The 25348-nt window shown below is 70.7% G+C and carries 22 protein-coding genes; 9 read left to right on the top strand and 13 right to left on the bottom strand.

Going from position 1 to position 25348, the window contains the following annotated elements:
• Nucleotides 1-56: 56 nt before the first annotated feature.
• Genes ACZ4D5_RS02865 through ACZ4D5_RS02855 form a run of 3 tightly spaced genes read right to left on the bottom strand, consistent with a single transcriptional unit; the run spans nucleotide 57 to nucleotide 3356 of the window.
• A complete protein-coding gene (locus ACZ4D5_RS02865) occupies nucleotides 57-914 on the bottom strand; it encodes a fumarylacetoacetate hydrolase family protein (RefSeq protein ID WP_467770523.1) in 858 nt (285 codons plus the stop codon).
• Nucleotides 911-1834, bottom strand: a complete 924-nt coding sequence (locus ACZ4D5_RS02860; protein ID WP_467770522.1) for a 3,4-dihydroxyphenylacetate 2,3-dioxygenase — start codon at nucleotides 1832-1834, stop codon at nucleotides 911-913. The genes ACZ4D5_RS02865 and ACZ4D5_RS02860 overlap by 4 nt, the downstream gene beginning before the upstream one ends.
• The gene (locus ACZ4D5_RS02855) at nucleotides 1827-3356 is read right to left on the bottom strand and encodes an aldehyde dehydrogenase (protein WP_467770521.1); all 1530 of its coding nucleotides are present in this window, start codon (nucleotides 3354-3356) and stop codon (nucleotides 1827-1829) included. Before ACZ4D5_RS02855 ends, ACZ4D5_RS02860 begins: the two co-directional genes overlap by 8 nt.
• A 172-nt stretch (nucleotides 3357-3528) precedes the next feature.
• Here ACZ4D5_RS02855 and ACZ4D5_RS02850 point away from each other — a divergent pair, with 172 nt between their 5' ends.
• The gene (locus tag ACZ4D5_RS02850) at nucleotides 3529-4257 is read left to right on the top strand and encodes a gamma-glutamyl-gamma-aminobutyrate hydrolase family protein (protein ID WP_467770520.1); all 729 of its coding nucleotides are present in this window, start codon (nucleotides 3529-3531) and stop codon (nucleotides 4255-4257) included.
• 114 nt (nucleotides 4258-4371) lie between these two features.
• On the opposite strand, the gene ACZ4D5_RS02845 is transcribed toward ACZ4D5_RS02850, so the two are convergent.
• Nucleotides 4372-4950 (bottom strand): MarR family winged helix-turn-helix transcriptional regulator, encoded by a 579-nt coding sequence (locus ACZ4D5_RS02845; RefSeq protein ID WP_467770519.1) that lies wholly within the window; start codon nucleotides 4948-4950, stop codon nucleotides 4372-4374.
• Between the two features lie 499 nt (nucleotides 4951-5449).
• Between ACZ4D5_RS02845 and ACZ4D5_RS02840 the strand changes: the two genes are divergently transcribed.
• Complete coding sequence (locus tag ACZ4D5_RS02840) at nucleotides 5450-8755, top strand: NB-ARC domain-containing protein (RefSeq protein ID WP_467770518.1); 3306 nt, start codon at nucleotides 5450-5452, stop codon at nucleotides 8753-8755.
• Nucleotides 8756-9345: 590 nt separating this feature from the next.
• On the opposite strand, the gene ACZ4D5_RS02835 is transcribed toward ACZ4D5_RS02840, so the two are convergent.
• A complete protein-coding gene (locus ACZ4D5_RS02835) occupies nucleotides 9346-10137 on the bottom strand; it encodes an acetoacetate decarboxylase family protein (protein ID WP_467770517.1) in 792 nt (263 codons plus the stop codon).
• 185 nt (nucleotides 10138-10322) lie between these two features.
• Here ACZ4D5_RS02835 and ACZ4D5_RS02830 point away from each other — a divergent pair, with 185 nt between their 5' ends.
• Both ACZ4D5_RS02830 and ACZ4D5_RS02825 read left to right on the top strand, forming a co-directional pair.
• Nucleotides 10323-11702, top strand: coding sequence for a glutamine synthetase family protein (locus ACZ4D5_RS02830; RefSeq protein ID WP_467770516.1), 1380 nt, complete (start codon nucleotides 10323-10325; stop codon nucleotides 11700-11702).
• A 21-nt stretch (nucleotides 11703-11723) separates the two neighbouring features.
• Nucleotides 11724-12998: a cytochrome P450 gene (locus ACZ4D5_RS02825; RefSeq protein ID WP_467770515.1), complete on the top strand. Its 1275-nt coding sequence runs from the start codon at nucleotides 11724-11726 to the stop codon at nucleotides 12996-12998.
• Between the two features lie 65 nt (nucleotides 12999-13063).
• On the opposite strand, the gene dusB is transcribed toward ACZ4D5_RS02825, so the two are convergent.
• Together dusB and ACZ4D5_RS02815 are read right to left on the bottom strand one after the other, a co-directional pair.
• The gene (gene dusB / locus ACZ4D5_RS02820; RefSeq protein ID WP_467770514.1) at nucleotides 13064-14203 is read right to left on the bottom strand and encodes a tRNA dihydrouridine synthase DusB; all 1140 of its coding nucleotides are present in this window, start codon (nucleotides 14201-14203) and stop codon (nucleotides 13064-13066) included.
• 75 nt (nucleotides 14204-14278) lie between these two features.
• Nucleotides 14279-15151 carry a helix-turn-helix transcriptional regulator gene (locus ACZ4D5_RS02815; RefSeq protein ID WP_467770513.1) on the bottom strand — a complete coding sequence of 291 codons (873 nt, stop codon included), beginning with the start codon at nucleotides 15149-15151 and terminating at the stop codon, nucleotides 14279-14281.
• 83 nt (nucleotides 15152-15234) lie between these two features.
• On the opposite strand from ACZ4D5_RS02815, the gene ACZ4D5_RS02810 reads away from it, so the two are divergent.
• The 4 genes from ACZ4D5_RS02810 (at nucleotide 15235) to ACZ4D5_RS02795 (ending at nucleotide 19884) form a co-directional block, all read left to right on the top strand.
• The gene (locus ACZ4D5_RS02810) at nucleotides 15235-16686 is read left to right on the top strand and encodes an MFS transporter (protein ID WP_467770512.1); all 1452 of its coding nucleotides are present in this window, start codon (nucleotides 15235-15237) and stop codon (nucleotides 16684-16686) included.
• Between the two features lie 21 nt (nucleotides 16687-16707).
• The gene (locus ACZ4D5_RS02805) at nucleotides 16708-18171 is read left to right on the top strand and encodes an MFS transporter (protein ID WP_467770511.1); all 1464 of its coding nucleotides are present in this window, start codon (nucleotides 16708-16710) and stop codon (nucleotides 18169-18171) included.
• An 84-nt stretch (nucleotides 18172-18255) separates the two neighbouring features.
• Complete coding sequence (locus tag ACZ4D5_RS02800; protein ID WP_467770510.1) at nucleotides 18256-19272, top strand: aldo/keto reductase; 1017 nt, start codon at nucleotides 18256-18258, stop codon at nucleotides 19270-19272.
• A 24-nt stretch (nucleotides 19273-19296) separates the two neighbouring features.
• The gene (locus ACZ4D5_RS02795) at nucleotides 19297-19884 is read left to right on the top strand and encodes a TetR/AcrR family transcriptional regulator (RefSeq protein ID WP_467770509.1); all 588 of its coding nucleotides are present in this window, start codon (nucleotides 19297-19299) and stop codon (nucleotides 19882-19884) included.
• Between the two features lie 20 nt (nucleotides 19885-19904).
• Here ACZ4D5_RS02795 and ACZ4D5_RS02790 read toward each other — a convergent pair whose 3' ends face one another.
• From ACZ4D5_RS02790 to ACZ4D5_RS02780, 3 genes are all read right to left on the bottom strand, one after another.
• Nucleotides 19905-20417 (bottom strand): allene oxide cyclase barrel-like domain-containing protein, encoded by a 513-nt coding sequence (locus tag ACZ4D5_RS02790; protein ID WP_467770508.1) that lies wholly within the window; start codon nucleotides 20415-20417, stop codon nucleotides 19905-19907.
• 129 nt (nucleotides 20418-20546) lie between these two features.
• On the bottom strand, nucleotides 20547-21095 hold the full coding sequence (locus tag ACZ4D5_RS02785) for a DUF4291 domain-containing protein (protein WP_467771473.1): 549 nt from the start codon (nucleotides 21093-21095) through the stop codon (nucleotides 20547-20549).
• A gap of 407 nt (nucleotides 21096-21502) precedes the next feature.
• Nucleotides 21503-21880: a hypothetical protein gene (locus ACZ4D5_RS02780; protein ID WP_467770507.1), complete on the bottom strand. Its 378-nt coding sequence runs from the start codon at nucleotides 21878-21880 to the stop codon at nucleotides 21503-21505.
• Between the two features lie 175 nt (nucleotides 21881-22055).
• Here ACZ4D5_RS02780 and ACZ4D5_RS02775 point away from each other — a divergent pair, with 175 nt between their 5' ends.
• The gene (locus ACZ4D5_RS02775) at nucleotides 22056-23396 is read left to right on the top strand and encodes a helix-turn-helix domain-containing protein (RefSeq protein WP_467770506.1); all 1341 of its coding nucleotides are present in this window, start codon (nucleotides 22056-22058) and stop codon (nucleotides 23394-23396) included.
• On the opposite strand, the gene ACZ4D5_RS02770 is transcribed toward ACZ4D5_RS02775, so the two are convergent.
• The 3 genes from ACZ4D5_RS02770 to ACZ4D5_RS02760 form a co-directional block, all read right to left on the bottom strand.
• Complete coding sequence (locus ACZ4D5_RS02770) at nucleotides 23374-23907, bottom strand: NUDIX hydrolase (protein ID WP_467770505.1); 534 nt, start codon at nucleotides 23905-23907, stop codon at nucleotides 23374-23376. The genes ACZ4D5_RS02775 and ACZ4D5_RS02770 overlap by 23 nt on opposite strands.
• A 33-nt stretch (nucleotides 23908-23940) precedes the next feature.
• Entirely contained in the window at nucleotides 23941-24348 is a 408-nt protein-coding gene (locus ACZ4D5_RS02765; RefSeq protein WP_467770504.1) for a hypothetical protein, read from the bottom strand.
• Between the two features lie 398 nt (nucleotides 24349-24746).
• Nucleotides 24747-25271, bottom strand: a complete 525-nt coding sequence (locus ACZ4D5_RS02760; RefSeq protein WP_467770503.1) for a P-loop nucleotide/nucleoside kinase family protein — start codon at nucleotides 25269-25271, stop codon at nucleotides 24747-24749.
• Nucleotides 25272-25348: the final 77 nt, after the last annotated feature.

Here is a 25348-nt window from a genome sequence, read left to right as displayed (position 1 = left end):
CTACGGTCACTTTGAACATCCGGTCTCTCAACTCCCTTCGTACAGCGGTGTGTTCTTCAGCGCCGGGGCGGTCGCACGCCGCGGAACTCCCAGTCGCCGCCGAGCGCCGTGGAGAGGACCTCCTCGGACTCGGTGGGCTGGGCCCCGACGTCCGTGCGGACGGCCGTCGGACCGGCCACGATGCGGTTGGTGAGGCGGCCGAGGCCCTCGGCCTCGACCTCGACGACGTCGCCGGGGACGACGGGGCGGGAGCCCGCGGGCGTTCCGGAGAGCAGCACGTCGCCGGGTTCCAGGGTGATGGTGCGGGCGATGTCGGCGACGAGGTAGTGCATGTCCCAGCGCATCTCGTCGGTGGAACCGTCCTGGACGAGATCGCCGTTGACGTACGTCCGCAGGCGCTTGCCGCGGAAGTCCCAGCCGGTGACCAGGCCGGGGCCGAGCGGGCAGAGCGTGTCGGAGCCCTTGACGCGGAGCATGGATCCGGCGTCGGTGTCGCGGAAGTCGTGCAGGCCGAAGTCGTCGGCGACGGTGTAGCCAGCGATGTGGGAACCCGCTTCCCCCGGCGCGATGTTGCGGCAGGTGCGGCCGATGACGATGCCGATCTCGCCCTCGTAGTTGAGGTACTTGCAGCCTTCGGGGCGCACGACGGCGCCGCCGTGGCTGTTGAGGGCGGAGACGGGCTTGTGGAAGTAGGTGGGCGCGGGCGGCAGCCGGACGCCGAACTCCTCCACTCTGCTGCGGTGGTTGAGGTGAACGGCGATCACCTTGGTGGGGCGCACGGGAGGCAGGTGGTGCGCCTCGGCCGCCTTGACGCGGCGCCCGTCGGCGGCGACCAGCTCGTCGCCCTCGCGCACGACGCGGACGGCGGCGCCGTCCAGCAGGACGCGGCGGTACTCGATGGTGGTGGCCCTCATGCGGCTGCCTCGCTCGGGTCGGTGTCGGGGGCGGCGCCGGTCCAGCCGGCGGCCGGGCGGTCGAACCACAGGTGCATCTGGCCGGTGCCGACGGAGTTCTCGTACGCGCTGTAGGCGCGGCCCGGGGCGGTGCAGCGCTCCTCGCCGAGGGCGCCGATCATCATCAGGTAGTGGCCGAAGCGGGCTTCGGGTTTGTATGTGAGGAACTCCGGCATGGTGCGCAGGACTTGGGCGTGTTCGCCGCGCTCGAACCACTCGATGCGCGCCTCGTCGGCGGCGCGCGCCCCGGGGGTGCGGATGTGGGTGGGGTCGCTGGACTCGTGGGCGCGCAGTTCGCGCAGCGGCCAGAAGGTGTGCGAGAGGGCGCCGGAGGCGACGAGGAGGACCCTGCGTCCCGGCAGCGCCCTGATGCCGTCGGCGAGCGCGCGGCCGAGCCGCAGGTGGTCCTCGACGTCGCCGGTCTGACAGACCCCGATCGAGACCCACTTCTTGTCGGGGAGGCCGTGGCCCAGGTACGTCCACAGGTTGATGGTGGCGTAGTACACGGGCAGGAAGGGGTCGTCGATCGGGGTGATCCAGGTGCCGTGCCGGTCCGCGAACCGGGCGACGGAGTGGGCGAGTTCGGGGTCGCCCGGGTAGTCGTACGGCATGCGGCACATGCCGCGCGGCAGCTCCTCGGAGGTGAAGAGCCCGGCGCGGCGGGGCTGTGCGGAGACCACGAACTCGACGGTGGTCGCCCAGTGCGAGTCGAGGACGACGACGGTGTCGTAGTCGAGCGTCTCGAAGACGTCGGCGCGCAGCTTGCGCAGGCCGGGGACGAGGCTGATCTCGCGGCCTTCGTTGAGTTCCTTGCGGGTCTCTTCGGGCAGCACGATGGTGGGCACGTGGGCGAGGAGGCCCGCCCCGACGATCTCACCCATGGCGGGCCCCCCATCGCCCCGGCGCGGTCACGGTGTTCTTCAGGTCGCAGTAGAAGTCGAAGGACCAGTCGCCGCCCTCGCGCCCGACGCCGGACTGGCGGGAGCCGCCGAAGGGGGCGGAGAGGTCGCGTACGAAGAAGCAGTTGACCCAGACCGTGCCCGCGACGAGCCGTGCGGTGATCCGCCGTGCGCGCTCGCGGTCGCCGGTGGCGAGGGTGGCGGCGAGGCCGAAGCGGGTGCCGTTGGCGAGGCGGACGGCCTCGTCGTCGTCGCCGTCGGGGAAGGTCTGGAGGGTGAGGACGGGCCCGAAGACCTCTTCCTGCACGATCTCGGAGTCCTGGGCGACGTCGGTGAGGAGGGTGGGGAGGTAGTAGGTCGTGGTGCCGAGGCGCGCGTTCAGCTCCTCGTTGCGGCCGCCGCCGACGACGGCCTCGGCGCCCGCTTCGAGGGCGCGGCGCACGAAGCCGTCGACGCGTTCGATGTGCCGGGGGTGGATGTTGGGGCCGATGTCGGTGGCCTCGTCGCGCGGATCTCCCTGGTTCAGCTTCGTCACCCGGTCGAGGAAGTGACCGAGGAAGGCGTCGCGTACGGACTCCTCGACGAGGATGCGGGTGCCGGCGAGGCAGACCTGTCCCGCGTTGTCGTACTGCTCCACGGCGAGGTCGGCGGCGAGCTCCAGGTCGGCGTCGGCGAGGACGAGCAGCGGCGACTTGCCGCCGAGTTCGAAGCTGCAGGGCACCAGGTGCGCGGCGGCGGCCTCGGCGATGCGGCGGGCGGTGGGCACGGACCCGGTGAAGCTGATGCGGCGCACGTCGGGGTCGGCGGTCAACGGCGCCCCGGCTTCCGCCCCGTACCCCTGCACGACGTTGAAGACGCCGGGGGGCAGCCCCGCCTCGTGCGCGATGTCCGCGAAGAGCGAGGCGGTCAGGGGTGTCCACTCGGCGGGCTTGAGCACGACGGTGGAGCCCGCCGCGAGGGCCGGGCCGATCTTCCAACTGGCCAGCATCAGCGGGGCGTTCCACGGCGTGATGAGGACGGCGGGCCCCGCCGGGTCCCAGCTGACGTGGTTGGTGTGCCCCCTGGTCTCGAAGTCGTCGTGGCCGAGGGCGAGGAGCCGGTCGGCGAAGTAGCGGAGGTTGTGGGCGACGCGGGGCATGACACCGCGGCGGTGGGACGCCAGCAGGGCGCCGTTGTCGGTGGTCTCGACGATCGCGAGGTCCTCGACGCGGGCCTCGACCCCGTCGGCGACGGCGTGCAGCAGCCGGGCGCGCTCGGCGGGCGGCGTGGTGGCCCAGCGGAGGAAGGCGTCGCGGGCGGCGGCGACGGCGGCCCGCGCCTCCTCGGCGCCGCCGCGGGCGATCTCGGCGAGCGGGGCGCCGTCGATGGGCGAGTGGTCGGTGTAGGTGGCCCGGGAGGCGGAGGCGACGCGGGCGCCGCCGATCCAGTGGCGGGTGTCGACGGCGACACCGGCGACGGCCGCCGTGTGCGGTGCCGTGGTGTCCGGGGTATCGGGGGGAGCCATCGCAGACCTCCGATTCGTTTGAACCCAAACAACGTTATGAGTGGCGGGATAGGGGGTCAACCCCTCGGCGGGGACACTCTGTTGAGATATTGTTTGGGTTCAAATGACATGCGGGTGCGTACGTACGGGCCGCGCGTGCGTACGCCGCCCACGGCGCCGCCAGGAGGCACCGATGCCGGAGCTCCGCCCCCGCCCCCTGATCGCCCTCCCCCAGCGGTACGCCGCGACGACCTCCGCCCTGCGCTACGCCGCCGTGGTCACCGCCCGGGCCCTCGCGGACGCCGTGGTCCGCGCGGGCGGCGAGCCGTTCATGATGCACCCCGGCCCGCCGGACGAGGCCGCCGAGCGGCTTGCGCGCTGCGCCGGGCTGCTGCTGCCGGGCGGCGGCGACCTCGCGCCGTGGCGGTACGCGCGGGGCGCCGACGTCCACCGGTCCGTGTACGACGTCGACGACGCGCAGGACGCCTTCGACCTCGCCCTCGCGCGGTGCGCGCTGGAGCGGGGGCTGCCGACGCTCGCCGTCTGCCGGGGCATGCAGGTGGTGAACGTCGCGCTGGGCGGGACGTTGCGGCAGGACATGGGCGGGCCCGAGTCGGAGCATCGGCACAGGGTGCATCCGGTGCGGGTCTCTCCCGGCTCCACCGTGGCCCGGGCCTTGGGCGCGGGGAAGGCGGAGGCGTCCTGTTACCACCATCAGTGCGTGGACGCCCTCGGCCGGGGTCTTGTCGCCTCGGCGTGGGCGGAGGACGGGACGGTGGAGGCGGTCGAACTCGTCGGCGCGGCAGGGTGGTTCGCGGGGGTGCAGTGGCATCCGGAGGACACGGCGGGGACGGATGTGGCGCAGCAAGGGTTGTTCGCGGGGCTCGTCGGGGCCGCCGAGGGGTTCGCGGGTTGCGTGTGAACCGCGGGTCGGCGGGGGCTTGTCACGCGGTTCCCCGCGCCCCTGAAGGGGCATGACCGTCCGGCGGCGACAGCAGGCGCGCCCCCGACGAGGCGCGGCCCGACGAGGCGCGGCCTACGACGCCGACTTCGCCCTGCGGCCGCTTCGGCGGCGTGCCGGTTCCGCGCCCGCGAGGAGCTCCAGCCTTCGCTCCTCCCCCTTCTCCTCCGTCCGCAGCACGATCTTGCGGAGGAGGTCCGCCAGGGTTTCGCACTCCCTGGCCGTCAGACCCTCCGTCACGAAGGCCTCCTCCGCGTTGAAGGCGGGGAAGACCTCGCCCATCAGGCGTTCGCCCTCGTCCGTGAGGCGGAGCAGGGCGAGGCGGCCGTCGTCGGGGTGGCCGCGGCGTTCGATGAGGCCGCGGCCCGCGAGGGTGCGTGCCACGCCCGTGAGGGTGCCCTTGGAGATGCCGGCCTCCTCGGCGACGTACCGCGTCTCCATCTCGCCCCAGATCCAGACGACATAGAGCACGACGAAGGACGTCCACGTCAGCTCCGCGCCGCGCAGCACGGAGTTCTCGAAGTGCTGCCGGACGGCCGCCGCCGCGCGGTAGATGTTCGAAACGGCGGCCATCTGCTCGTACTTGACGGGGGTGCCGCCGAGCCTGGCCCTGACCGCCTTCTCGGTCTCGCGGATGGTGCGATGGCCCGTCACGTCCGTGTCTCCCTCTTGCCGGAGTGCATGCGCCTCCGTACCATCGGCGCCACTCATCTCGTACGGGCTCAAACGATAACGCGTTTCCGCCGGAGACGCCTTCCTCTCCCCGGAGTCCCGGTATGGCCGTCGACCATCATGGCTCAGCCTCGCCCGCGCCGCCCCTCCGCTCTTGCGAGGCACCCCGGGCGTCCACGCCACGGAGGGGGAACCGCACCCGACTCAGGTCGTGGTCAACTGGCCCCAGAACAGCCGGGACTGCGCGCACGGCCCGGCGCTGGTGGGGACGTCAGGGGGTGTCGGAGTGCGGCGGCGGCAAGCTGTTGGGGCGGTACTGGCCGGTGCGGGTGTGATCGTCGCGGCCCTGCAGAGCCTGGTGTCCGAGGCGTCGTCCCTGGGCGGCTGGGCCCTCTTTGGGGGGTTGGCCCTGGCGGGAGCGTGTATCGCGGGGTGGGGAGTCTGGGCCCAGGCTCCCTCTCCGACCGGTCCACCAGCGCCTGTGCCCGACCCGGCACCGGCGTGGATCGTCGACCGAGAGGAGCGACGGCAAGCCGAGGACGCGGTGTGCGGCAGCGGCACGACGGTGGCGATCACCACGTCCTTATGGGGAGCGGGGGGATTTGGCAAGACGACGCTCGCCGAAATGGTCTGTTCCCGCCGTCGGGTGCGTCGACGCTTTAAGGGCGGGGTGTACAGCTTCGCCATCGGCCGGGAAGTACGGGGGCGGGCGATGATCACCGCACGGGTCGCCGAGATCACGCAGTTCATCACCGGCGACACGGCACAGTTCAGCGATCCGGCAGACGCCGGCAAGCACCTGGGCCGACTGCTGGACCAGCGCAAACCGACTCTGCTGCTCCTTGATGACATCTGGACCAGCGAGCAGCTCGAACCCTTCCTGCACGGCGGCAGGCACTGCGTTCGCCTGGTCACCACCCGCATCCCCTCGCTGCTGCCCGCCGGCGCCCAGAAGGTTCAGGTCGACCGGATGACGTTGGACCAGGCCCGCATGGTGCTGACCTGTGAACTGGAGGGCCTGCCCCCGCTGACCACCGGCGCGTTGCTGGACGCCACCGGCCGATGGGCCCTGTTGCTGCGCCTGGTCAACCGGCAGATCAAGACACACGTCGACGCCGGGCAGGATCTGGCCCGGGCTTCCGAGGACATCCTGCATCAGCTGCGCATGCATGGTCCGCAAGGGCTCGACCCCACCAGCGAAGTCATCGATGTGGACCGCCCTGAGGACCGCCGCCGGGCGATCCGCGCCACGGTGGAGGCGGCAACCAGCCTGTTGCCGCAAGGCGGCATGGAGCGGTTCACCGAACTGGCCGTTTTCGCTGAGGACGAGACCGTACCCCTGCCACTGATCGCCCGGCTGTGGCGGGCCACCGGCGGGCTGCACGACCATCAGTCCCGGCAGTTGTGCGCGGAGCTGGCCCGGCTGTCGTTGCTGTCCCTCACCGCCGACAACGGCGGCCAAATCGATCTGCACGATGTCATTCGCGACTACCTCCTCAGCACCCAGAGCCCCCAGCAGCTTGCGGCGCTTCACGGGCAACTCGTGGACGTATCAGCCCACGGCCTGCACGAGGCTGCACCACTGCCCGCGAACTCCCCCGTGCGGTACCCCGTGTGGTGGGAACTGCCCAGCGGCTACCTCCACGACCATCTGATCGAGCATCTCGTCGCGGCCAACCGGATCGAGATGGCCGAGGCCGTCGCCAGTGACCTCCGATGGGTGGAGAACCGCCTCATCCTGCACGGAGCCAACGCCCCCCAACGCGACTTGAGCCACGTCCCCACCGCGGACGCGGCATCCCGGACACGCGCGCTGGCGCAGTCCACTCACCTGCTGGCCCCCACCGACCCCGCCCCTATGGTGGTCAACACCCTCTACAGTCGGCTGGCCTTCCTGCCTTCCTGGTGCCACCGGGTTACCGCCCGGCTGCGCACCGCCCCCTTCCGCCCACTCCTGATCGGTCTGAGCCCGCCACCGGACCTCCCCAGCCATGCCCTGCTGGCAACCCTCATCGGCCATACCGGCAACGCGGAGTCGGTGGCGATCTCACCGGATGGCTCCTGGCTGGCCACCACCAGCTGGGACAAGACGGTGCGGCTGTGGGACCGGACCAGCGGACGGTGCACCGCCACTCTCACGGGCCACACCGATGCGGTGAACGCGGTGGCGATCTCACCCGACGGCACCTGGCTCGCCACCGCCAGCCGCGACAAGACGGTGCGCCTGTGGGACCGGACCAGCAGGCAGTGCACCGCCACCCTCACGGGCCACACCGATGCGGTGAACGCGGTGGCGATCTCACCCGACGGCACCTGGCTCGCCAGCACCAGCCGCGACACCACGGTGCGCCTCTGGGACCCGAGCAGCGGACGGCGCACCGCCACCCTCACCGGCCACGACAAGCTGGTGAGCGGGGTGGCGATTTCACCTGACGGCTGCTGGCTGGCCACCACCAGCTGGGACAAGACGGTGCGGCTGTGGGACCGGGCCGGCAGGCAGTGCACCGCCACCCTGGCCGGCCACTCCGATGCGGTGGAATCGGTGGCGATCTCACCCGACGGCACCTGGCTGGCCACCACCAGCCACGACACCACGGTGCGGCTGTGGGACCCGATCAGCAGGCGGCGCGCCGCCTGTCTCAACGGCCACACCGATGCGGTCAATGCGGTGGCGATCTCACCCGACGGCTGCTGGCTGGCCACCACCAGCCACGACACCACGGTGCGGCTGTGGGACCGGGCCAGCAGGCAGTGCACCGCCACCGTCGACGGTCACACCGGGGCCGCGATGTCAGTGGCGATCTCGCCCGACGGCACCTGGCTGACCACGGCCAGCTGGGACAAGACCGTGCGTCTCTGGGACCGGGCAGACGCGTCGTCCAGGACCACTTCGCCACATGGGGCGGCCTCTGCCGCGCCAGCGCCGTACGGGGCCCCCGACGGCCCCGACCGGACGGTGACGGTGGCGATTTCACCCAACGGCTCCTGGCTGGCCACCGCGGGCGATGACGGCACAGTGCGGTTGTGGGACCGGGCCACCGGCCGGTGCACCGCCACCCTCACCGGCCACACCGACACCGTGAATACGGTGGCGATCTCACCCGACGGCACCTGGCTCGCCACCGCTGCCAGACATGTGTGGCTGTGGGATGCGGCCAGCGGGCAGCGCACCGTCACCCTCGACGGCCACACCGGGGCCGAGATGTCGGTGGCGATCTCACCCGACGGCACCTGGCTCGCCACCACCAGCTCCAAGACGGTGTCGCTGTGGGACGCGGCCAACGGAGAGCGCACCGCCACGCTCACCGGCCACAAGAAGAACGTGACCGCGGTGGCGATTTCGCCCGACGGCACCTGGCTCGCCACCACCGGCAAAGACCGCACCGTGCGGTTGTGGGACCGGGCCACCGGCCGGTGCACCGCCACCCTCACCGGCCACACCGACACCGTGAATACGGTGGCGATCTCACCCGACGGCACCTGGCTCGCCACCGCCAGCCACGACACCACGGTTCGGCTGTGGGACCCGATCAGCGGGCAGGGCACCGCCACTCTCACCAGCCCGTCCCTGCTGGCGGTGGTGGCGGTGGCGATTTCGCCCGACGGTGCCTGGCTGGCAGGCGTCAGCAGAAGCGGGGAGATCTGCATGTGGGATGCGTACAGCAGAGACCTCGCGACGCTCGTGCGCACCGACGACGAACTCTTGGCGTGCACGTGGGCAAGTCACCGCCTGGACTTCATCGCCGCCGGTGGCCGAGGTCTGCACATCTTTGAGCTACGTACGTGACAGTGCCCACGGATGCCGAGGCCACGCACCTCAGGATCTCCTCGGGCGAAAAGCCGCAGCCACCTTGTGTTCCGTTCCGAGCTCCTTGTTCCGATGCCCCAGACCCGACGCAACCATCTTGGCGGCATGGCCAGTTAGGCCGCTGGGCGTGGGCGTTGATCGCCCAGGGGTCTTCGGCCTCGTCCCGGGGCGGAGTGTGTCGGGAGTGCGCAACGAGCAGGACGCGCTTGCGTAGGAGGCGGATCCCGGCGCGGCCCGCCATCTGCCTCTTGATCAGTTTCAGGTCCGTGATCCCGCCCTCGGCAACTCCCGAGCTGTAGGGCAACTCCCGAGCTGTAGGGCATGGTCACGCCGCGGTGACCGCGTCGAGATCGTCGAGCGATCCGGCGGCGAAGCTGCGCGGTTGGCCGAGGTGAGGCTGGACGCAAACGCGGCATCACAGCCGGGGATGCCAGTTGTGCAAGCCCGGCGCCCCAGTGCCGGGTAGTTGACTGCGCAGCCGGGGGATTCGTCGGGGAATCCGCTGCGGTGGGCCCGACCAGAGACACATGCGGGGACAGGGGCGGGTTCCGCCGGGGCGAGGCCCTCTCCTACAGCTCCCGCTCCAGGAGGGTCCCGCCGTTCCACGTGACGCCCACCTGGCGGTAGTAGGCGGCGATCGGCTCCTCGACCGTCAGCGCGGCCAGTTCCTCCGTGGGGGCGTCGAAGAGGTCGAGGTCGGCGTCGCCCCGCCAGGCCTGGCCGCCCTGGAAGGCGGCGGCGCCCGACTCGATCAGCTCGTTCAGGGCCAGGCCCTTGCCGTCGATGGAGGGGAGTTGGCGGTGGTGGGCCATGGGGTGGGCGTTGACGAAGCCGTTCGTCTCCGACGGGGCGCGCAGGGTGACGACCGCCTGGGCGAGGCGGCGGTCGGCCGCGGCCAGGGTCGCGCCGAAGGCGGCGCCTGGTTCGATGCGGGGGGCGGGGCCGTAGGGGTGGGGGCGGGTGAGGTGGATGGAGCCGAGCTTCTTCGGGTAGCCCTGGTGGTTGCCGCGGGCGATGGCGAAGTCCTTGTCGACCCAGATGTAGACGCAGCGGGAGTAGGTGCGGCCGCGGTAGGCGCAGCGGACGACCGCGAAGCACTCCTTGTACTGGGCGCGGACGGGGTCGAGCAGTTCGGCCCTGTCGCCGCCGCAGGACTGCCAGTCGGCCCAGATGAGGGCGACGGCGCCGGGGTCTTCGGGGGCGGGCTCCAGGGGGGCGGGGAGGAGTTCGCGGACGCGGGCGGGGTCGGTGCGGTACTCGACGGTGAGGAGGTCGCCGGAGTAGTGCCAGGGGGGCGCGGGCACGATGGCCGACCGTCCGGTCGCGCTCTTGGGCGGCAAGAATCCTCGAACTCCGTTCACGGCCAGACCCCTTCGCTTTTCGTTTGGGCCCGTACGATACGCCCGGAGGCGGTGCGGTGTCACGGGGCGGGGCCTGGCGGGTCCCGCCCGCACCCTTGCGCAAGCCCCGGGCCCGCCATACCGTTTGAGGTCAAACAACATGGCGTCACCGCCACCGCTCCACCCCGCAGAGAGGCTGACCACGGGTGAGTGAAGCGAGCGCACCACACATCGCCGAAACCGTCGCCGAGGCCGTCGAGACGCTGCGCGCGAACCACACGGACGTGGTCCGCGTCGTCTACCCCGACCTCATCGGCGCCGACCGCGGCCGCGACGTCCTCCTCGGGCACCTGACCAGCGCCTGCGGCCACGGCCTCACGTTCTGCCGCGCCGTCTACCACACCACCCCCCGCGGCGACGTGGTCCCGGTGGCGGGCGGGCTCGACGCCGGACTGCCCGACATCTGCGTACACCCCGACCTGGACACCCTCAGGCCGCTCCCCTGGGAGCCCGGCGTCGCCTGGTGCCTCGGCGACTCCGTCGACCCCCTCACCGGCGAGCCCGCCCCGGAGTCGCCACGCGCCCTGCTGCGCCGCGTACTCGACCGCGTCGGCGAGTACGCGGGCGACGCGGGACTCTCCCCCGTCATCGGCCCCGAGCTGGAGTACTTCCTCTGCGAGGCCGACCCCGCCACCCCCTCCGGCTGGACCCCCTACGGCGGCGCCACCGGCAACGTCTACAGCGCGGGCAGGCGCGGCGACCCCGACGGTCATCTGCTGCGCACCCTGCGGCAGTTGGACGAGCTCGGCATCGGCGCCATCGCGGGCAACCACGAGTTCGACGGCGGGCAGTTCGAGATCAACCTCGCGCACTCCGGCGCCCTGGACGCCGCCGACCGCGCCTTCCTCTTCAAGGCCGCCGTCAAGGAGGCCGCCCGCCGCGAGGGCCGCCTCGCGACCTTCATGGCCAAGCCCTTCAGCGGGATCGGCGGCTCCGGGTTCCATCTGCACCTCTCCCTCGTCGACGCCGCCGGGCGCAACGTCTTCGACGACCCCGAGGACGAATCCGGCCTCTCCGACACCGCACGGCACGCCGTCGCCGGCGTCCTGCGGCACGCACCCGCCCTCGCCGCCCTCGCCAACCCCACCGTCAACTCGTACAAACGCTTCGGGCCCGACACCCTCGCCCCCTGGCTGATCGACTGGGGCCTGGACAACCGCAGCGCGATGGTCCGCATTCCGCCCGAGCGCGGCGCGGGGACCCGCCTGGAGCTGCGCCTCGGCGACGCCTCCGCCAACCCCTACCTCGTCGTCGCGGGCACCGTCGCCGCCGTCCTGCTCGGCATCCGCGACAAACCCGAGCCGCCCGCCCCCTTGGAGGGCTACGGCTACGACGAGGCATCCGCGCCCCGCCTGCCCGGCACCCTCCCCGCCGCCCTGGACGCCCTGGAGGCGGACGAGGCACTGACCGGCCTCCTCGGCGAGGGCTTCACCGGCGCCTTCCTCACGTACAAGCGCAACGAGATCGAGCGCTACCAACAGGCCGTCACCGACTGGGAGTTCACCGAGTACGCCTTCCACATCTGAGCACCTGGAGGAAGCAGTCCCATGCGCACGGTCGCCCCGCCCCTCCCCCTCCCCCTCGCCGACGTCGACCTCGCCGACAACGACCGCTTCACCGACCGCGAACTGCCCTGGCGCATGTTCGACGTGCTGCGCCGCGAGGACCCCGTCCACTGGCAGCCCGAGCCCCCGCCCAACTCCGGCTTCTGGGCGGTCACCCGGCACGCCGACATCGTGCGCGTCGACCGCGACCCCGAGACCTTCACCTCCGAGAGGTTCACCAACCTCGAAGAGGTGGACGAGGACTACATCGCCCTGCGCCGCTCCCTGCTGGAGACCGACGGAATGCGGCACCGGGCCATGCGGCTCATCCTGCAGAAGCGGTTCACGCCGCGCGCCGTCGCGACGTACGAGACGTTCCTGCGCGGGCTGACCGCGCGCACGCTCGACGCCGCCCTGCCCAAGGGCACCTTCGACTTCGTCCGGGAGGTCTCCGCCGACTTCCCCATCAACGTGCTCGCCCGGATGCTCGACGTACCGGAGGGCGACACGCAGCAGCTCATCGACTGGGGCAACCGCATCATCGGCAACACCGACCCGGACTACGCCGACGTCCTCCTGGAGAGCGCGGAGAGCGAGCGGTACCGCAACCTTCCCTTCAGGTCGCCCGCCTCCCTCGAAGTCTTCGCGTACGGCAGGGAGTTGGCGGCGCGGCGGCGCGGCGGCAGCGGGGACGACCTGGTGAGCGCGCTGGTCAACAGCTCGCCCAAGGACGGCGTCCCGCTCTCCGACACCGACTTCGACAACTACTTCCTGCTGCTCGTCGTCGCGGGCAACGAGACCACCCGGCACGCCATCTCGCACTCCATGCTGGCGCTCATCGAGCACCCCGAGGAGCGCGCCAAGCTCGTCCGCGATCCGTCGCTCGTCCCCGGCGCCGTCGAGGAGTGCCTGCGGTGGGCCTCGCCCGTCTACCACTTCCGGCGGACGGCGACCCGGGACGTCGAGCTCGGCGGCAAGCGCATCAAGGAGGGCGACAAGGTCGTCCTGTGGTTCGCCTCCGGCAACCGCGACGAGGACGTCTTCCCCGATCCGTACCGCTTCGACGTCACCCGCGAGGACAACGACCACGTCACCTTCGGCAAGGGCAGCCCGCACTTCTGCCTCGGCAACTCCCTGGCCCGCCTGGAGATGCGGATCATGTTCGAGGAGCTGCTGCCGCGGCTCGCGGACATCCGCCTCGCCGGTGAGGTGCGGCGCGTGCGGTCCAACTTCGTGAACGGGATCAAGGAGCTGCCGGTGACGGTGACGCTCGCGTAGGTGTCCGGTTGTCTGCGGGACGGTGGGGGTTGCTCGCGCAGTTCCCCGCACCCCTTACGGGGCCCTCAGCCGCCCGACGTGTCCAGCTCCGCCTCTTCGCTCACGCCCGCGCAGTCGTACGGATCCTTCAGCCAGCCGTCCGGCAGCACCACGCGGTTGTTGCCGGAGGTGCGCCCGCGCGGGCCGTCCGCGCCGGCCGGCCAGGGCTGGTCGAGGTCCAACTCGCCGAGCCCGTCCTCCAGTTCGGCCAGGGACGAGGTGATCGCGAGGCGCTTGCGCATCTCCGAGCCGACCGCGAAACCCTTGAGGTACCAGGCGACGTGCTTGCGGAAGTCGATGACGCCGCGCGCCTCGTCGCCGATCCACTCACCGAGCAGGGTGGCGTGGCGCAGCATGACCTTCGAGACCTCGCGCAGGCCGGGGGCGGCGGGCGCGCCCGTGCCCTCGAAGGCGGCGACCAGGTCGCCGAAGAGCCAGGGGCGGCCGAGGCAGCCGCGGCCCACGACGACGCCGTCGCAGCCGGTCTCGTCCATCATGCGGACCGCGTCGGCGGCGGACCAGATGTCGCCGTTGCCGAGCACGGGGATCTCGGGGACGTGCTCCTTGAGGCGGGCGATGGCGTCCCAGTCGGCCGTGCCGCCGTAGTGCTGGGCGGCCGTGCGGCCGTGCAGGGCGATGGCCGTCACGCCCTCCTCGACCGCGATGCGGCCCGCGTCCAGGAACGTGATGTGGTCGTCGTCGATGCCCTTGCGCATCTTCATCGTCACGGGCAGGTCGCCCGCGCCGCTGACCGCTTCCTTCAGGATCGCGCGCAGCAGGTGCCGCTTGTAGGGGAGCGCGGAGCCGCCGCCCTTGCGGGTGACCTTGGGGACGGGGCAGCCGAAGTTCAGGTCGATGTGGTCGGCGAGGTTCTCCTCGGCGATCATGCGGACCGCCTTGCCGACGGTCGCGGGGTCGACGCCGTACAGCTGGATGGACCGCGGCTTCTCGGTCTCGTCGAAGTGGATCAGCTGCATGGTCTTCTCGTTGCGCTCGACCAGGGCGCGCGTGGTGATCATCTCGCTGACGAAGAGGCCCTTGCCGCCGGAGAACTCCCTGCACAGCGTCCGGAACGGCGCGTTCGTGATGCCCGCCATGGGGGCGAGCACGACGGGCGGCTGCACGGTGTGCGGGCCGATCGACAACGGCTGCGGCTGGGACGGCATCGGGCTCTCCGGGGCGTACGGGCAAGGGGGCAAGCCTCTATTGTCCCTCACTCGCCGGGCGGCTCCGCCAGGCGCTCACTCACCGGCCGACTCCGCAAGGCGTTCCAGGCGCTCCTCGGTCTCGTCGCACGCGGGGACGTAGACGATGAGGCGGTGCGCGTGCGCGAGCGGGGCCATCCACAGCATCCGGTGCTCCAGGCGCAGCAGCCCGACCTTCGGGTGCTGATAGCGCTTGACGTGCGGCGACATCGTCGCCACCTCGTGCCGCTCCCACAGCTCGCGGAACTCGGCGGAGACCCCGAGCAGCCGGTCGCGCAGCTCCTTCCAGGCGGGCTCCGCGCCGTGCTCGGCCATCGAGCCCCGGAACTTCGCGGTCAGGTCGCGCAGCATCTCGTCCCGGTCGAGGAACGTCTCGCGCCAGCGGTCGCTGGTGGCCAGGAGCCACAGGCAGTTGCGGTCGCGCGGCTCCATCGCGTCGAAGTCGCCGAAGACGTGGGTCCAGGAGCGGTTGTAGGCGAGGACGTCGTAGCGGCCGTTCTGCACGGTGGCCGGGTAGGGGGCGACGCGGTGCATGAGGCGGCGTACCGGCGCGGAGAGCGCGGTGCACTCCGCCTCGGGGCGCGGGTCGACGACGCCGCCGAGCGCGAAGAGGTGGGCGCGCTCGCTGGGGTCCATGAGCAGGGCCCTGGCGATGGCGTCGAGGACCTGCGCGGAGACCTTGATGGGCCGGGCCTGCTCCAGCCACGTGTACCAGGTGACGCCCACGGAGGAGAGCTGCGCGACCTCCTCGCGGCGCAGCCCCGGGGTGCGGCGCCGGGGGCCGCGCGGCAGCCCCGCCTGCTCGGGCGTGACGCGCTCGCGGCGGCTGCGGAGGAAGGCGGCGAGCTCTTGGCGGCGGATGTCGGCGGCGACGGGCGCGGTAACGGTCACAGACCCAGGCTGCGGCATCGCGCAGCCTGTTTCCAGGTTCGCCTGCTACCAGGATAAAGACACTCTGGTACCCCTCTGAGGGCCGGAACATCGTCGTGTCCGTGACTCTCGCGACCAACACCGACACGTCCGCCGAGCCCCGCACCGACGTCGGGCCGCCGTCCACCCCTTCCTCACTGCCGCCCCTGGGCCTGCTCACCGTCCTCCTCGGCGCCTCCCTCTCCAGCATCGACTTCTTCATCGTCAACGTCGCCCTGCCCAGCATCGAGCGCGATCTGCACGCCTCCCCCGCCACGCTGGAGATGGTCGTCGCGGGCTACGCGGTGGCGTACGCCGTGCTGCTCGTCCTCGGCGGGCGGCTCGGCGACACGTACGGACGCAGGAGGCTCTTCCTGTGGGGCGTGGCCGCCTTCGGCCTGACCTCGCTGGCCTGCGGGCTCGCGCCCGGCGCGTGGTGGCTCGTGGGCGCGCGGGTGGCGCAGGGCGCCGCGTCGGCGCTGATGCTGCCGCAGGTCCTCGCCACGATCCACGCGACGACGCGGGGCGAGCGGCGGGCGCGGGCCGTCGCCCTGTACGGCGCCGTGAGCGGGCTCGGCGGGCTGCTCGGCCAGGCGCTGGGCGGCGCGCTGGTCGCCGCGGACATGCTCGGCTCCGGCTGGCGCGCGGTGTTCCTCATCAACGTGCCGATCGCGGCGGCCGCCCTGCTCGTCGGCGTGCGCGCGGTGCCGGACAGCCGGGCCGAGCGGCCCGCGCGGGGCGACGTGCTCGGCACGGTCCTGTTCGCGGGGGCGCTGACCGCGCTCCTGCTGCCCCTGACGGAGGGCCGCGCCACGGGCTGGCCCCTGTGGTCCGTGCTGCTCCTGGTCGCGGCGCCGCTGCTCGGCTGGGCGTTCGGGGCGGTGGAGAGCCGTGCCGAGCGCACCGGCGGCAGTCCGCTGCTGCCGCCGTCGCTGCTGCGGGAGCCCGCCGTGCGCAAGAGCCTGGTGCTCGGCCTGCCGATCTTCCTCGGGTTCAGCGGCTTCATGTTCGGCTTCGCGATCCTGCTCCAACAGGGGCTCGGCTACGGGGCGTTGAAGGCGGGCCTGACCGTGATCCCGATGGGTCTGACGCAGATCCCGGCGTCGATGCTGGTGCCTCGCCTGGTGCGCCGCTGGGGCACCCGCGCGATGACCCGCGCCGCCCTGGTGCACGCCACGGGCCTGGCGGTGATGGGTCTGACGGTGCTGTGGGCGCCGTGGTCCGCCCTGACGCCGCTCGCCCTGGCTCCCGGGCTGCTCCTGTGCGGGCTCGGGCAGGGCGTGCAGCTCGCCCTCTACTACCGCGTGGCGCTCGCCGCGGTACCGGCCGCGCGGGCGGGCGCGGGCAGCGGGCTCGCCGCGACCGTGCAGCAGTCGTGTCTGGCCGTGGGCGTCGCCACGCTCGGCTCGCTGTTCCTGGCGCTCGTACCGTCACTCGGCATGCGGGACGCGTTCGCGCTCGTGCTCGGGGTGCAGCTCGTCGGGCTGCTCGGCCTGGCACTGCTGAGCCTGCGCCTGCCGCGGCAGGCGGTGTGACGGAGGGCTACCGTCGAATACATGCCCGATGAACTCACCCACCGCAGACGGATGCTCGTCCTCGCGATCTGCTGCATGAGCCTGCTGATCGTCAGCCTCGACAACACCGTCCTGAACGTCGCGCTCCCCACCATGCAGAAGGAGTTCGACGCGAGCGTCTCGGGCATGCAGTGGACGATCGACGCGTACACCCTCGTCCTCGCCTCGCTGCTCATGCTGGCGGGCTCGACCGCCGACCGGATCGGCCGCCGCAAGGTCTTCCAGGCAGGCCTGATCACCTTCACGGTCGGCTCGGTGCTCTGCTCGCTCGCGCCGAACCTCGAATCCCTCGTCGCCTTCCGCATGGTCCAGGCGGTCGGCGGCTCGATGCTCAACCCGGTGGCGATGTCGATCATCACCAACACCTTCACCGAGCCGCGCGAGCGGGCCCGCGCCATCGGCGTCTGGGGCGGCGTCGTCGGCATCTCCATGGCGGCGGGCCCGCTGGTGGGCGGGCTGCTCGTGGACTCCGTCGGCTGGCGCTCGATCTTCTGGATCAATGTGCCGGTGGGACTCGCGGCGCTCTTCCTGACCATGCGGTACGTCCCCGAGTCGCGCGCCCCGCGGCCGCGCCGTCCCGACCCGGTGGGGCAGCTGCTCGTGATCGTGCTGCTCGGCGCGCTGACGTACGCGATCATCGAGGCGCCGAGCGCCGGCTGGACGTCGCCGCTGATCCTGTCGTTCACGGGCGCGGCACTGCTCGCCCTCATCGGCCTGCTCGCCTACGAGCCGCGCCGCGTCGAACCCCTCATCGACCTGCGCTTCTTCCGGTCGGCGCCGTTCAGCGGCGCGACGGTGATCGCGGTCGCCGCCTTCGCCTCGCTCGGCGGCTTCCTCTTCCTGTCGACGCTCTACCTCCAGGACGTACGCGGCCTGGACGCGCTGCACGCCGGGCTGTGGATGCTGCCGATGGCGGCGCTGACGCTGGTCTGCGCGCCGCTGTCGGGACGCCTGGTGGGCAGCAGGGGGCCGCGCCTTTCGCTGCTGGTCGCGGGGGTGGCGATGACGGTGTCGGGGGTCCTGTTCGCCGCGTTCGAGGCGGAGGAGTCGAGCGGGACGCGGCTGCTCGGGTACGTCCTGTTCGGCCTGGGCTTCGGCTTCGTGAACGCGCCGATCACCAACACCGCGGTCGCCGGGATGCCGCGCGCCCAGGCGGGCGTGGCGGCGGCGGTCGCCTCCACCAGCCGCCAGATCGGCCAGACCCTGGGCGTGGCGGTGATCGGCGCGGTCCTGGCATCGGGCGTCGCCACGTCCACCTCGTACGCGACCGGCTTCACGGAGGCGAGCCGTCCGGCCTGGTGGATCATCGCGGGCTGCGGGGTGGCGGTGCTGCTGCTCGGGGCGCTGACGAGCGGGCGGTGGGCGCGGGAGACGGCGCGGAGGACGGCGGAGCGGCTGGAGGAGGGGGCGGTGGTGGAGGCGGAACGGCTGACGCCCAACACCTGACAGGGGGCAGGTGACAGGCACCGGCCGACGGCATGACAGATGACAGATATTGAAATCTGTCACCTGTCATGCCATGGTGGAGGCATGCGTACTCTCACCCTCGGAAACACCGGCCCCCGGACCTCCGCCCTCGGCCTCGGCTGCATGGGCATGTCCGCGCTGTACGGAGAGGCGGACCGCACGGAGTCCGTCGCGACGATCCACGCCGCCCTCGAAGCGGGCGTCACGCTCCTGGACACCGGCGACTTCTACGCCATGGGGCACAACGAACTGCTGATCGGCGAGGCCCTGCGCACCGCCCCCGCCGCACGCCGCGAACAGGCGCTCACCAGCGTCAAGTTCGGCGCCCTGCGCGACCCGGACGGCGGCTGGTCGGGGTACGACGGCCGCCCGGCCGCGGTGAAGAACTTCGCCGCGTACTCGCTCCAGCGCCTGGGCGTCGACCACATCGACGTCTACCGCATCGCCCGCATCGACCCCGACGTCCCGGTCGAGGAGACGGTGGGCGCCATCGCCGAGCTGGTCGAGAAGGGCCACGTCCGGCACATCGGCCTCTCCGAGGTCGCCGCCGACACGATCCGCAGGGCGGCGGCCACGGCGCCCATCTCCGACCTCCAGATCGAGTACTCGCTCATCTCCCGCGGCATCGAGGCGGAGATCCTGCCGACGGTCGCCGAACTCGGCATCGGCGTGACGGCGTACGGGGTGCTCTCCCGCGGCCTGATCTCCGGCCACTTCACCCGCGACCGGCAGCTGTCCGCGAACGACTTCCGCGCGATGAGCCCCCGATTCCAGGGGGAGAACCTCGACCGCAACCTCGACCTGGTCGACGCGCTGCGGAAGATCGCCGAGCGGAAGGGCGTCAGCGTGGCGCAGACCGCCATCGCGTGGGTGCTCGCGCAGGGGCCGCGGCACGGGGCGTCGATCGTGCCGCTGGTCGGCGCCCGCCGCAGGGACCGGCTCGACGAGGCGCTCGGCGCGCTCGACGTGGCGCTGGACGACGCGGACCTCGCGGCGATCGAGGCGGCGGTGCCGGCGGACGCGGCGGCCGGGGCGCGCTACCCAGAGTCCCAGATGGCACACCTCGACAGCGAGCGCTGACGTGCCCACGGGTACGGTCTAGTCATGGCTACCGCGGCACCCCTCACCCCCGAGCGCATCCTCGAAGCGACCGAGGAGGTGCTGCGCAGGCACGGCGCGGCCAAGGCCACGGTGGTCGACGTGGCCCGCGCCCTCGGGGTGAGCCACGGCACGGTGTACCGCCACTTCCGTACGAAGGCGGAGCTGCGCGGTGCGGTGACGCGGCGCTGGCTGGACCGCACCTCGGACACCCTCGCCGGAATCGTCACCGGCACCGAACAGCCCGAGGCGAAGCTCCGCCACTGGCTGGCGGGCCTCTTCGAGGCCAAGCAGCACAAGGCCGGTGACGACCCCGAACTCTTCGCCACGTACACGGTGTTGACGGACGAGAACAGCGACGTGGTGGACGCCCACATCGCCGACCTCACCGGCCAGCTGACGGCGATCGTCCAACAGGGCGTGGAGTCGGGCGACTTCGCATCCCCCGACCCCGCCCTGTCGGCCCGAGCGGTCTTCGACGCCACAAGCCGCTTCCACGACCCGTGCTACGCCCCGCACTGGTCACGCCCTGGCATCGAGGCCGCGTTCGACGCCGTCCTCGACCTGACGGTGCGGGGCCTGCGGGCACGCTGAGCGGATCCGCCATTCCTCCATCAGTGCAGGATCTCGGCGCGCAGCCTCTCCTTCGGCGTGTCGATGTCCCAGTAGCGAACACTGCCCCGGGCGTCCTTGAAATCGCCCGTGCCGCCGGTGATGGCCATGTCGAGCGAACTCGCTTCGTCCGAACGCAGCGATTGCATTGTCAGAGAGCCGCGCTTGAGTTCTATCGTGATCACGGCCTGCGCCGTGACCTTGTCACCATCGACGTGAACGACCTGAGACGTCCCGGCCCCACGCCCGACTGCGCGGCCGTTCTCCACCGCGGTGGCGCAGTAGACACTCATGTCGCCCAGGCTCGGCCCCGCCTTGCCGAGATCAACATTCTCGTACTCAAGGTCCTTGAGCTGGAGTTCGATGACCTCGACCCGGCCCTTTCTCGGGGTATCGGCGGCTTCTTCGGAGCTGTCGGCATCCGCGCTGCCCACGGCGAGGACACCGACCGCGGCGGTGGCCAGCGACAGGGCGGCGAATTTCCTGAGCATGGGCCGGGTGTTGTTGTTCCCCACGGCGGAATCCCCTCATGGCGATCTGATGTGCGAACAACTTGACGCTATGGCGGGCGATTTGCGGGCGTCCAAGACCAACACCGCTATGACGTCATGGCACTGGCGGCATGAGGAGTGGACCTCCCGGCGTCACCCACCCGGAGAAAGGCGGTTTTCCAGTGCCCGAGGCAGCGGGTAGGCGCGCTCCACGGGGAACAGTCGCCGGGCTTTTGCGGCATTCCCGGTCTGTATCAGGGACGCAGCCTTGCGGACCTGCGGGGTGAGGTCGGTGAGACCCACGATCCAGTCGTCGGTGAACGTGCGAATCAGATGGCGGCCGATGCCGACCTGAATGCTGTAGTGGTTGAGCGCCGCCCCGCGGGGCGAGCGCTCCGGGTCCCACTGGACATGCACGGCCGCCTCGGCGACCGCCGCCGGGTCCGAGGTCGTGAGCACGGCCTGGGACAGGGCTTCCTCCCACCCCTCGCGTGTTATCCGCACCGCGAGAACGCGCTCCTGACCGGGTTTGCGGGCCCAGTTGCTGCGGTGCATCAGCCACATGAACGACGGCTTGATCCACGTCATCCTGTGGAATGAGAACGGCGCGACGAAGCGGCCTGCCTGCAGTGCCGCGTCGGCGATGGCAGGAGCGTATGCCTGGTAGACCACGATCGTGCGAGCGTCATAGTCGGCACGAATTTCATATTAAGGTGCCATGCGCGGCACCCTGCCATCCGTCCCATGAGCCTCGCGAGCCGTTTTCTCGCACCTCGCGAGCCAAGTTTCCTGCGGTTGCGGACATGGTCAGCCTTGTCGGCCCGCACCCGGGCGTGCTGGTGGGCCCGGCAGACGGTGGAGTCGACGTTGACCTCTGCCCGGCACCGTTCCCGTTCGAGTCCGCCACCGTATGCCGTCGATCAGCTTCCGGCCCACTGCTCATCTGCCAGATCACCACGTGCCACAAAGCAAGATCACATCTCCTCAAGATCCACTTTCGAGACACGCCCTGGGGAGTGTTCGGCGGCCACCAAGCAGCCGCCATCACCACGACGAGGGCGCCGGGACACAGGCCGCACAGCCACGTACAGGCCACCACCCACGTGCACTCACTCACCGCGCCGGACCCGCGCAATGTGCATCGCACGGAACAACGCCGTGACCTCGGCGACGTGCTTGCACTGCGTCCAGGCCGTCACCCGGTTCGGGCCGCCGCAGTCCTCGGGCAGGTGCAACGTCTCCCCGATGGTGCGCAACGTGCGCTGAGCGCTGCCATAGGCCCGTTCCCGCTTGGCGTCGCCTCCGGTGTACGGGCGCTCCGTCCGCACGAGCTCCTTGAGGGCATCGATCATGCGCCGCATGTGCGCGATGCTGTCCTCCCGCTCAGGGACTTCGAACACGACACGGCGCCCCCACGCGATGTCGTCGGCGACCTCTCTCAAATCCAGCTCGAGACAAGCGTCTGCCGCACTCACGCTCTTCGTCATGACCCCTCCAGGCCGGAGGGACGTCCTCCGGCAAGTCGACGCATCTGTCCGTTCGTCATGCTCAGAGCTTCGCGAGTTCGGCAACCATGCCGAAAGGCCCAGCTGATTACCCAACTTGGGTAACATCACGGCTGGTGACATGCGGCAACGTTGGGTAGTCCGTGGGAGCTTCGCGATGACCGAGCAGGCCCGTACGCAGGAGCTTCCTGCCGGGCTGCTGACCGATCCCGAGATGGTCGACGCGTGTAGGGTGCGCGACTTCGCGCGGGTCTTTCGGATGGTCAAGGTCAGAGCAGGTGTCTACCCGTCGATGATCGCCAGACGGTGCGATCTGACACCCAGTCGCGTCGGCGAAGTGATGGCTGGCCGCCGCCAGTTGCTGCATATGGACGTCGTCGAGCGCATCGCGGACGGCCTGCGCATCCCAGGCCACATGCTGGGCCTTGCGCGGCGGCCTTGGGAGACGCCGCAGAGCCTCGGGGGCGACAAACCCGGGGCGCCTCAAGAACCGGAAGCGGAGCAGGACGCACCCGCTTCCCTGCCAGGTCCCGACGTGGACAACATCTTGGCGCTGACCACCAGGGCGACCCTCAACACAGCCACACTCGAAGCGTTCCGATCATCCATCGAGGACTACTGGCGACGGGACGATCAGCACGGAGGCGAGGCACTGCGGCCGGCCATCGTCGGGCAACTGCGGTATGCGGTCGGACTTCTGAAGGAGAACCGGCCTCCCTCCATCCGGAACGGTCTGTACGGAGTTGCAGCCGAGTTGGCACGTCTCGCCGGGTGGACCTACTTCGACGCCTGCCAGTACAACCAGGCCCGCGCGTACTTCACCGAGGCACTGCAACTGGCCCGGGAAATCGACGACCGGCAGACCATGGTCAACGTCCTGGCCTGCATGAGCTTGCAGGCGACCTACCAGGACAAGCCCGCGGACTCCCTGGCGTTCGCGACCGCCGCCCAGGACCAGGCCCGGTCAGCACTGGGCACTACCCCGCGCGTCCTGTCGATGTTGTCCATGCGGGAGGCCTTCGCGCACGCCACGCTCGGGAACAGGGACTCCACTCACCGAGCCATCGGTGAGGCGCACCGGCACTTCGAGGCGATCGAGGCGGGCGATCCGGACCCGTCGTGGGTGGCCTACTTCGATGAGCCGAAGCTCATCGTCGACACAGGCATTGCGCATAGCCGCTTGGGTGAGGCTGCGACTGCGGAACCTCTGATCGCGGATGCGTTGGGGCGGGAAGATCACGCCAACCAGCGTGGTCGCGCGTTCCACTCCTTTTGGTTGGCACGTACGCAGTTGGACCAGGGCAAACTTGACCAGGCATGCCGCACAGCCACACAAGCCTTGGAACCCGCATCAGCAGTGGCGTCCGAGCGCGTAACGGGCCATCTCAGAGAGTTCTACGAACAGTTGGCCCCACACCGGCAGGAGCCCGTAGCCCTCGCCTTCGAGGCGCGTCTACGGACGCTCCTGCCGCCGGTCAGCGGATCGATTCGTCCATGAGCAGGTACAACAGCCCGACGAGCGATCCACTGCTCACAATTTCCTTGCGGTCAATCATTCCGCGCACCTCCGAGAGGGGGATCCACTCGATGCGGTCGGACTCGTTCTTCTCGGTCGGTGGCCCTGCGTAGGTCGCGCCGTCGATGCGGAAGATGTGGTGCTGCGAGTCAGTGATCCCGTTGGCCGGCTCGGCGTAGATGAGAGACTTGATGGGGCCGGGCTGGTATCCCGTCTCCTCCAGGACTTCGCGGCCTGCCGCTTCTTCGGGGGTCTCACCCTCCTCCACCAGCCCCATGGGCAACTCCCAGGCCCAGGAGTCCGTGATGAAGCGATGCCGCCACATCATGAGGACCTCTTGCCGATCGTTCACCACGGCGGCAACGGCCAGGTGCCGGAGGCGAACGACGTGGTACTCCCACCTGCGTCCGTCAGGCTGCTGGACGTCGACCAGACACAGATTCACCCACTTGTTGGTGTAGACCTGGCGCTCTCCGTGGGTCTTCCACTCCATACCTACGGCCCCTCTCGATCGGTCTCCAGGATCTCAGACTGATCGGGGGATGGACGGAAGTTCGACCCTCTTCACGTCAACCTGACGAGATGTTGTCATGGCGGCCCGTCCAAGAGAGGAAAACGCCCTGAAACTCCCGTACCGCACTGATGGCCAGCCGCTGTACGACACCTCTGCCGCGAGCTTCGACGCGGCATGGGAGACCCGGTGCAGCAGTGGCTTCCGCAAGGCGCCGTCCTCGTCGATGCGCTGGCGGCGGTAGGCGACGACCAGGGCGACCAAGGCGCCTGCCCCGGCGACTACGCCGAGGGAGAGCTTGACCAGATCGAACAGAGTCTTGGCGTCGATATGGCGTTCTGGCTTTACCGCGTGTGCTCCCAGCAGATCCCAGACCGCGTAGAAGACACCAGCGGCAACGAGCAGTGCGACGACGAAGACCAATGCAAGGACGAGACCGATGGGCCGAAGGCCGCGTTGAGCAGCCTGGCGTCGGGGAAGACGTGGGCTCATTCCACAGAAGTCTCCCCGGCCGTACAGTCGGTTGCACTACCGCCGAGGGCTGCGCGCGAGTGGGCGTGACCGCATCGCAATCATGCCCACTCGGGCGGGAGCTTGCTGCTGCGGGAGGCCGAGCCGATCACGAGGCAGCCAGGCCGGCCCTGAGACCGGGATGAACGGTGATCAGTCGAAGCGTTGTTGGCTAGGGCCTGTCCGGCGGATCTCTTTGGGCTGGCGCGAGTGCGCCCGGCGCGGCTGCGCTGTCGAGTTTCCAGGGCGCACCCATTGCTGGCTGAAGAGCCTGTCCCAGAGTCGCGCCACCCGGTGTTGGGCCGAAACAGTCACGCGAAAGACGGCCATCGGTTGGCGGCCCACTCCCGCCAGTTCGCCCAGCCGGGGGGCGGGCTTTCGGCCCAGCGTCCTCCCAGCTCCGCCGCGTCGGGTTCCTCGAAGTGCGCCCACCCGTGCAGGATGTCGGCCTCGGTCATCGGGAGCGTCTCCTCGGGGGCAGCGGTCCGGCGATGGGCGATCCGGGCGCGTTGTGTCTCACCGTCGACCGGCAGGTAGACCATGCGGAAGCGCGCGCCCTCGGCCTCCACCAACCAGCGGATCGCCGACCGTTCGTCCCGGGACCAACAGCCGTAGTCCACGACAACGTTGGTGTCCAGCCTGACCGCCTCCAAGGCGAGCCAGAGCATGCGCCCTTCCAGCACGTCGCGCTTCCCGTCCGCCTCTGCCGTTCCGAACAGGGGAATCATCCAGTCGTCGGGCGTCAGGCGCAGCGCGCGGTGCTCTTCGGCGAGCTGTCGAGCTCGCGTGGTCTTTCCGGCCCCGGGTAGGCCGACCATCAGGAACAACGTGGTCACACCCAGATCGTGTCAGGCCAGCCGGGCGGACGACCAACGCTTTGTCTGCCTGATCACGGTCTGAGCCACAGGCGGAT

The organism is Streptomyces sp. NPDC025651 (genome assembly GCF_055558735.1).
Note: the sequence above shows the minus strand (reverse complement) of the source record. Positions and strands in the feature narration are given on the sequence as shown.

Bases quoted from the DNA above. Each gene is read 5' to 3' on its own strand.
- ACZ4D5_RS02865 (WP_467770523.1), bottom strand. From the start codon at position 914: ATGAGGGCCACCACCATCGAGTACCGCCGCGTCCTGCTGGACGGCGCC.
- ACZ4D5_RS02860 (WP_467770522.1), bottom strand. From the start codon at position 1,834: ATGGGTGAGATCGTCGGGGCGGGCCTCCTCGCCCACGTGCCCACCATC.
- ACZ4D5_RS02855 (WP_467770521.1), bottom strand. From the start codon at position 3,356: ATGGCTCCCCCCGATACCCCGGACACCACGGCACCGCACACGGCGGCC.
- ACZ4D5_RS02850 (WP_467770520.1), top strand. From the start codon at position 3,529: ATGCCGGAGCTCCGCCCCCGCCCCCTGATCGCCCTCCCCCAGCGGTAC.
- ACZ4D5_RS02825 (WP_467770515.1), top strand. From the start codon at position 11,724: ATGCGCACGGTCGCCCCGCCCCTCCCCCTCCCCCTCGCCGACGTCGAC.
- dusB (WP_467770514.1), bottom strand. From the start codon at position 14,203: ATGCCGTCCCAGCCGCAGCCGTTGTCGATCGGCCCGCACACCGTGCAG.
- ACZ4D5_RS02815 (WP_467770513.1), bottom strand. From the start codon at position 15,151: ATGCCGCAGCCTGGGTCTGTGACCGTTACCGCGCCCGTCGCCGCCGAC.
- ACZ4D5_RS02805 (WP_467770511.1), top strand. From the start codon at position 16,708: ATGCCCGATGAACTCACCCACCGCAGACGGATGCTCGTCCTCGCGATC.
- ACZ4D5_RS02800 (WP_467770510.1), top strand. From the start codon at position 18,256: ATGCGTACTCTCACCCTCGGAAACACCGGCCCCCGGACCTCCGCCCTC.
- ACZ4D5_RS02795 (WP_467770509.1), top strand. From the start codon at position 19,297: ATGGCTACCGCGGCACCCCTCACCCCCGAGCGCATCCTCGAAGCGACC.
- ACZ4D5_RS02780 (WP_467770507.1), bottom strand. From the start codon at position 21,880: ATGACGAAGAGCGTGAGTGCGGCAGACGCTTGTCTCGAGCTGGATTTG.
- ACZ4D5_RS02775 (WP_467770506.1), top strand. From the start codon at position 22,056: ATGACCGAGCAGGCCCGTACGCAGGAGCTTCCTGCCGGGCTGCTGACC.
- ACZ4D5_RS02770 (WP_467770505.1), bottom strand. From the start codon at position 23,907: ATGGAGTGGAAGACCCACGGAGAGCGCCAGGTCTACACCAACAAGTGG.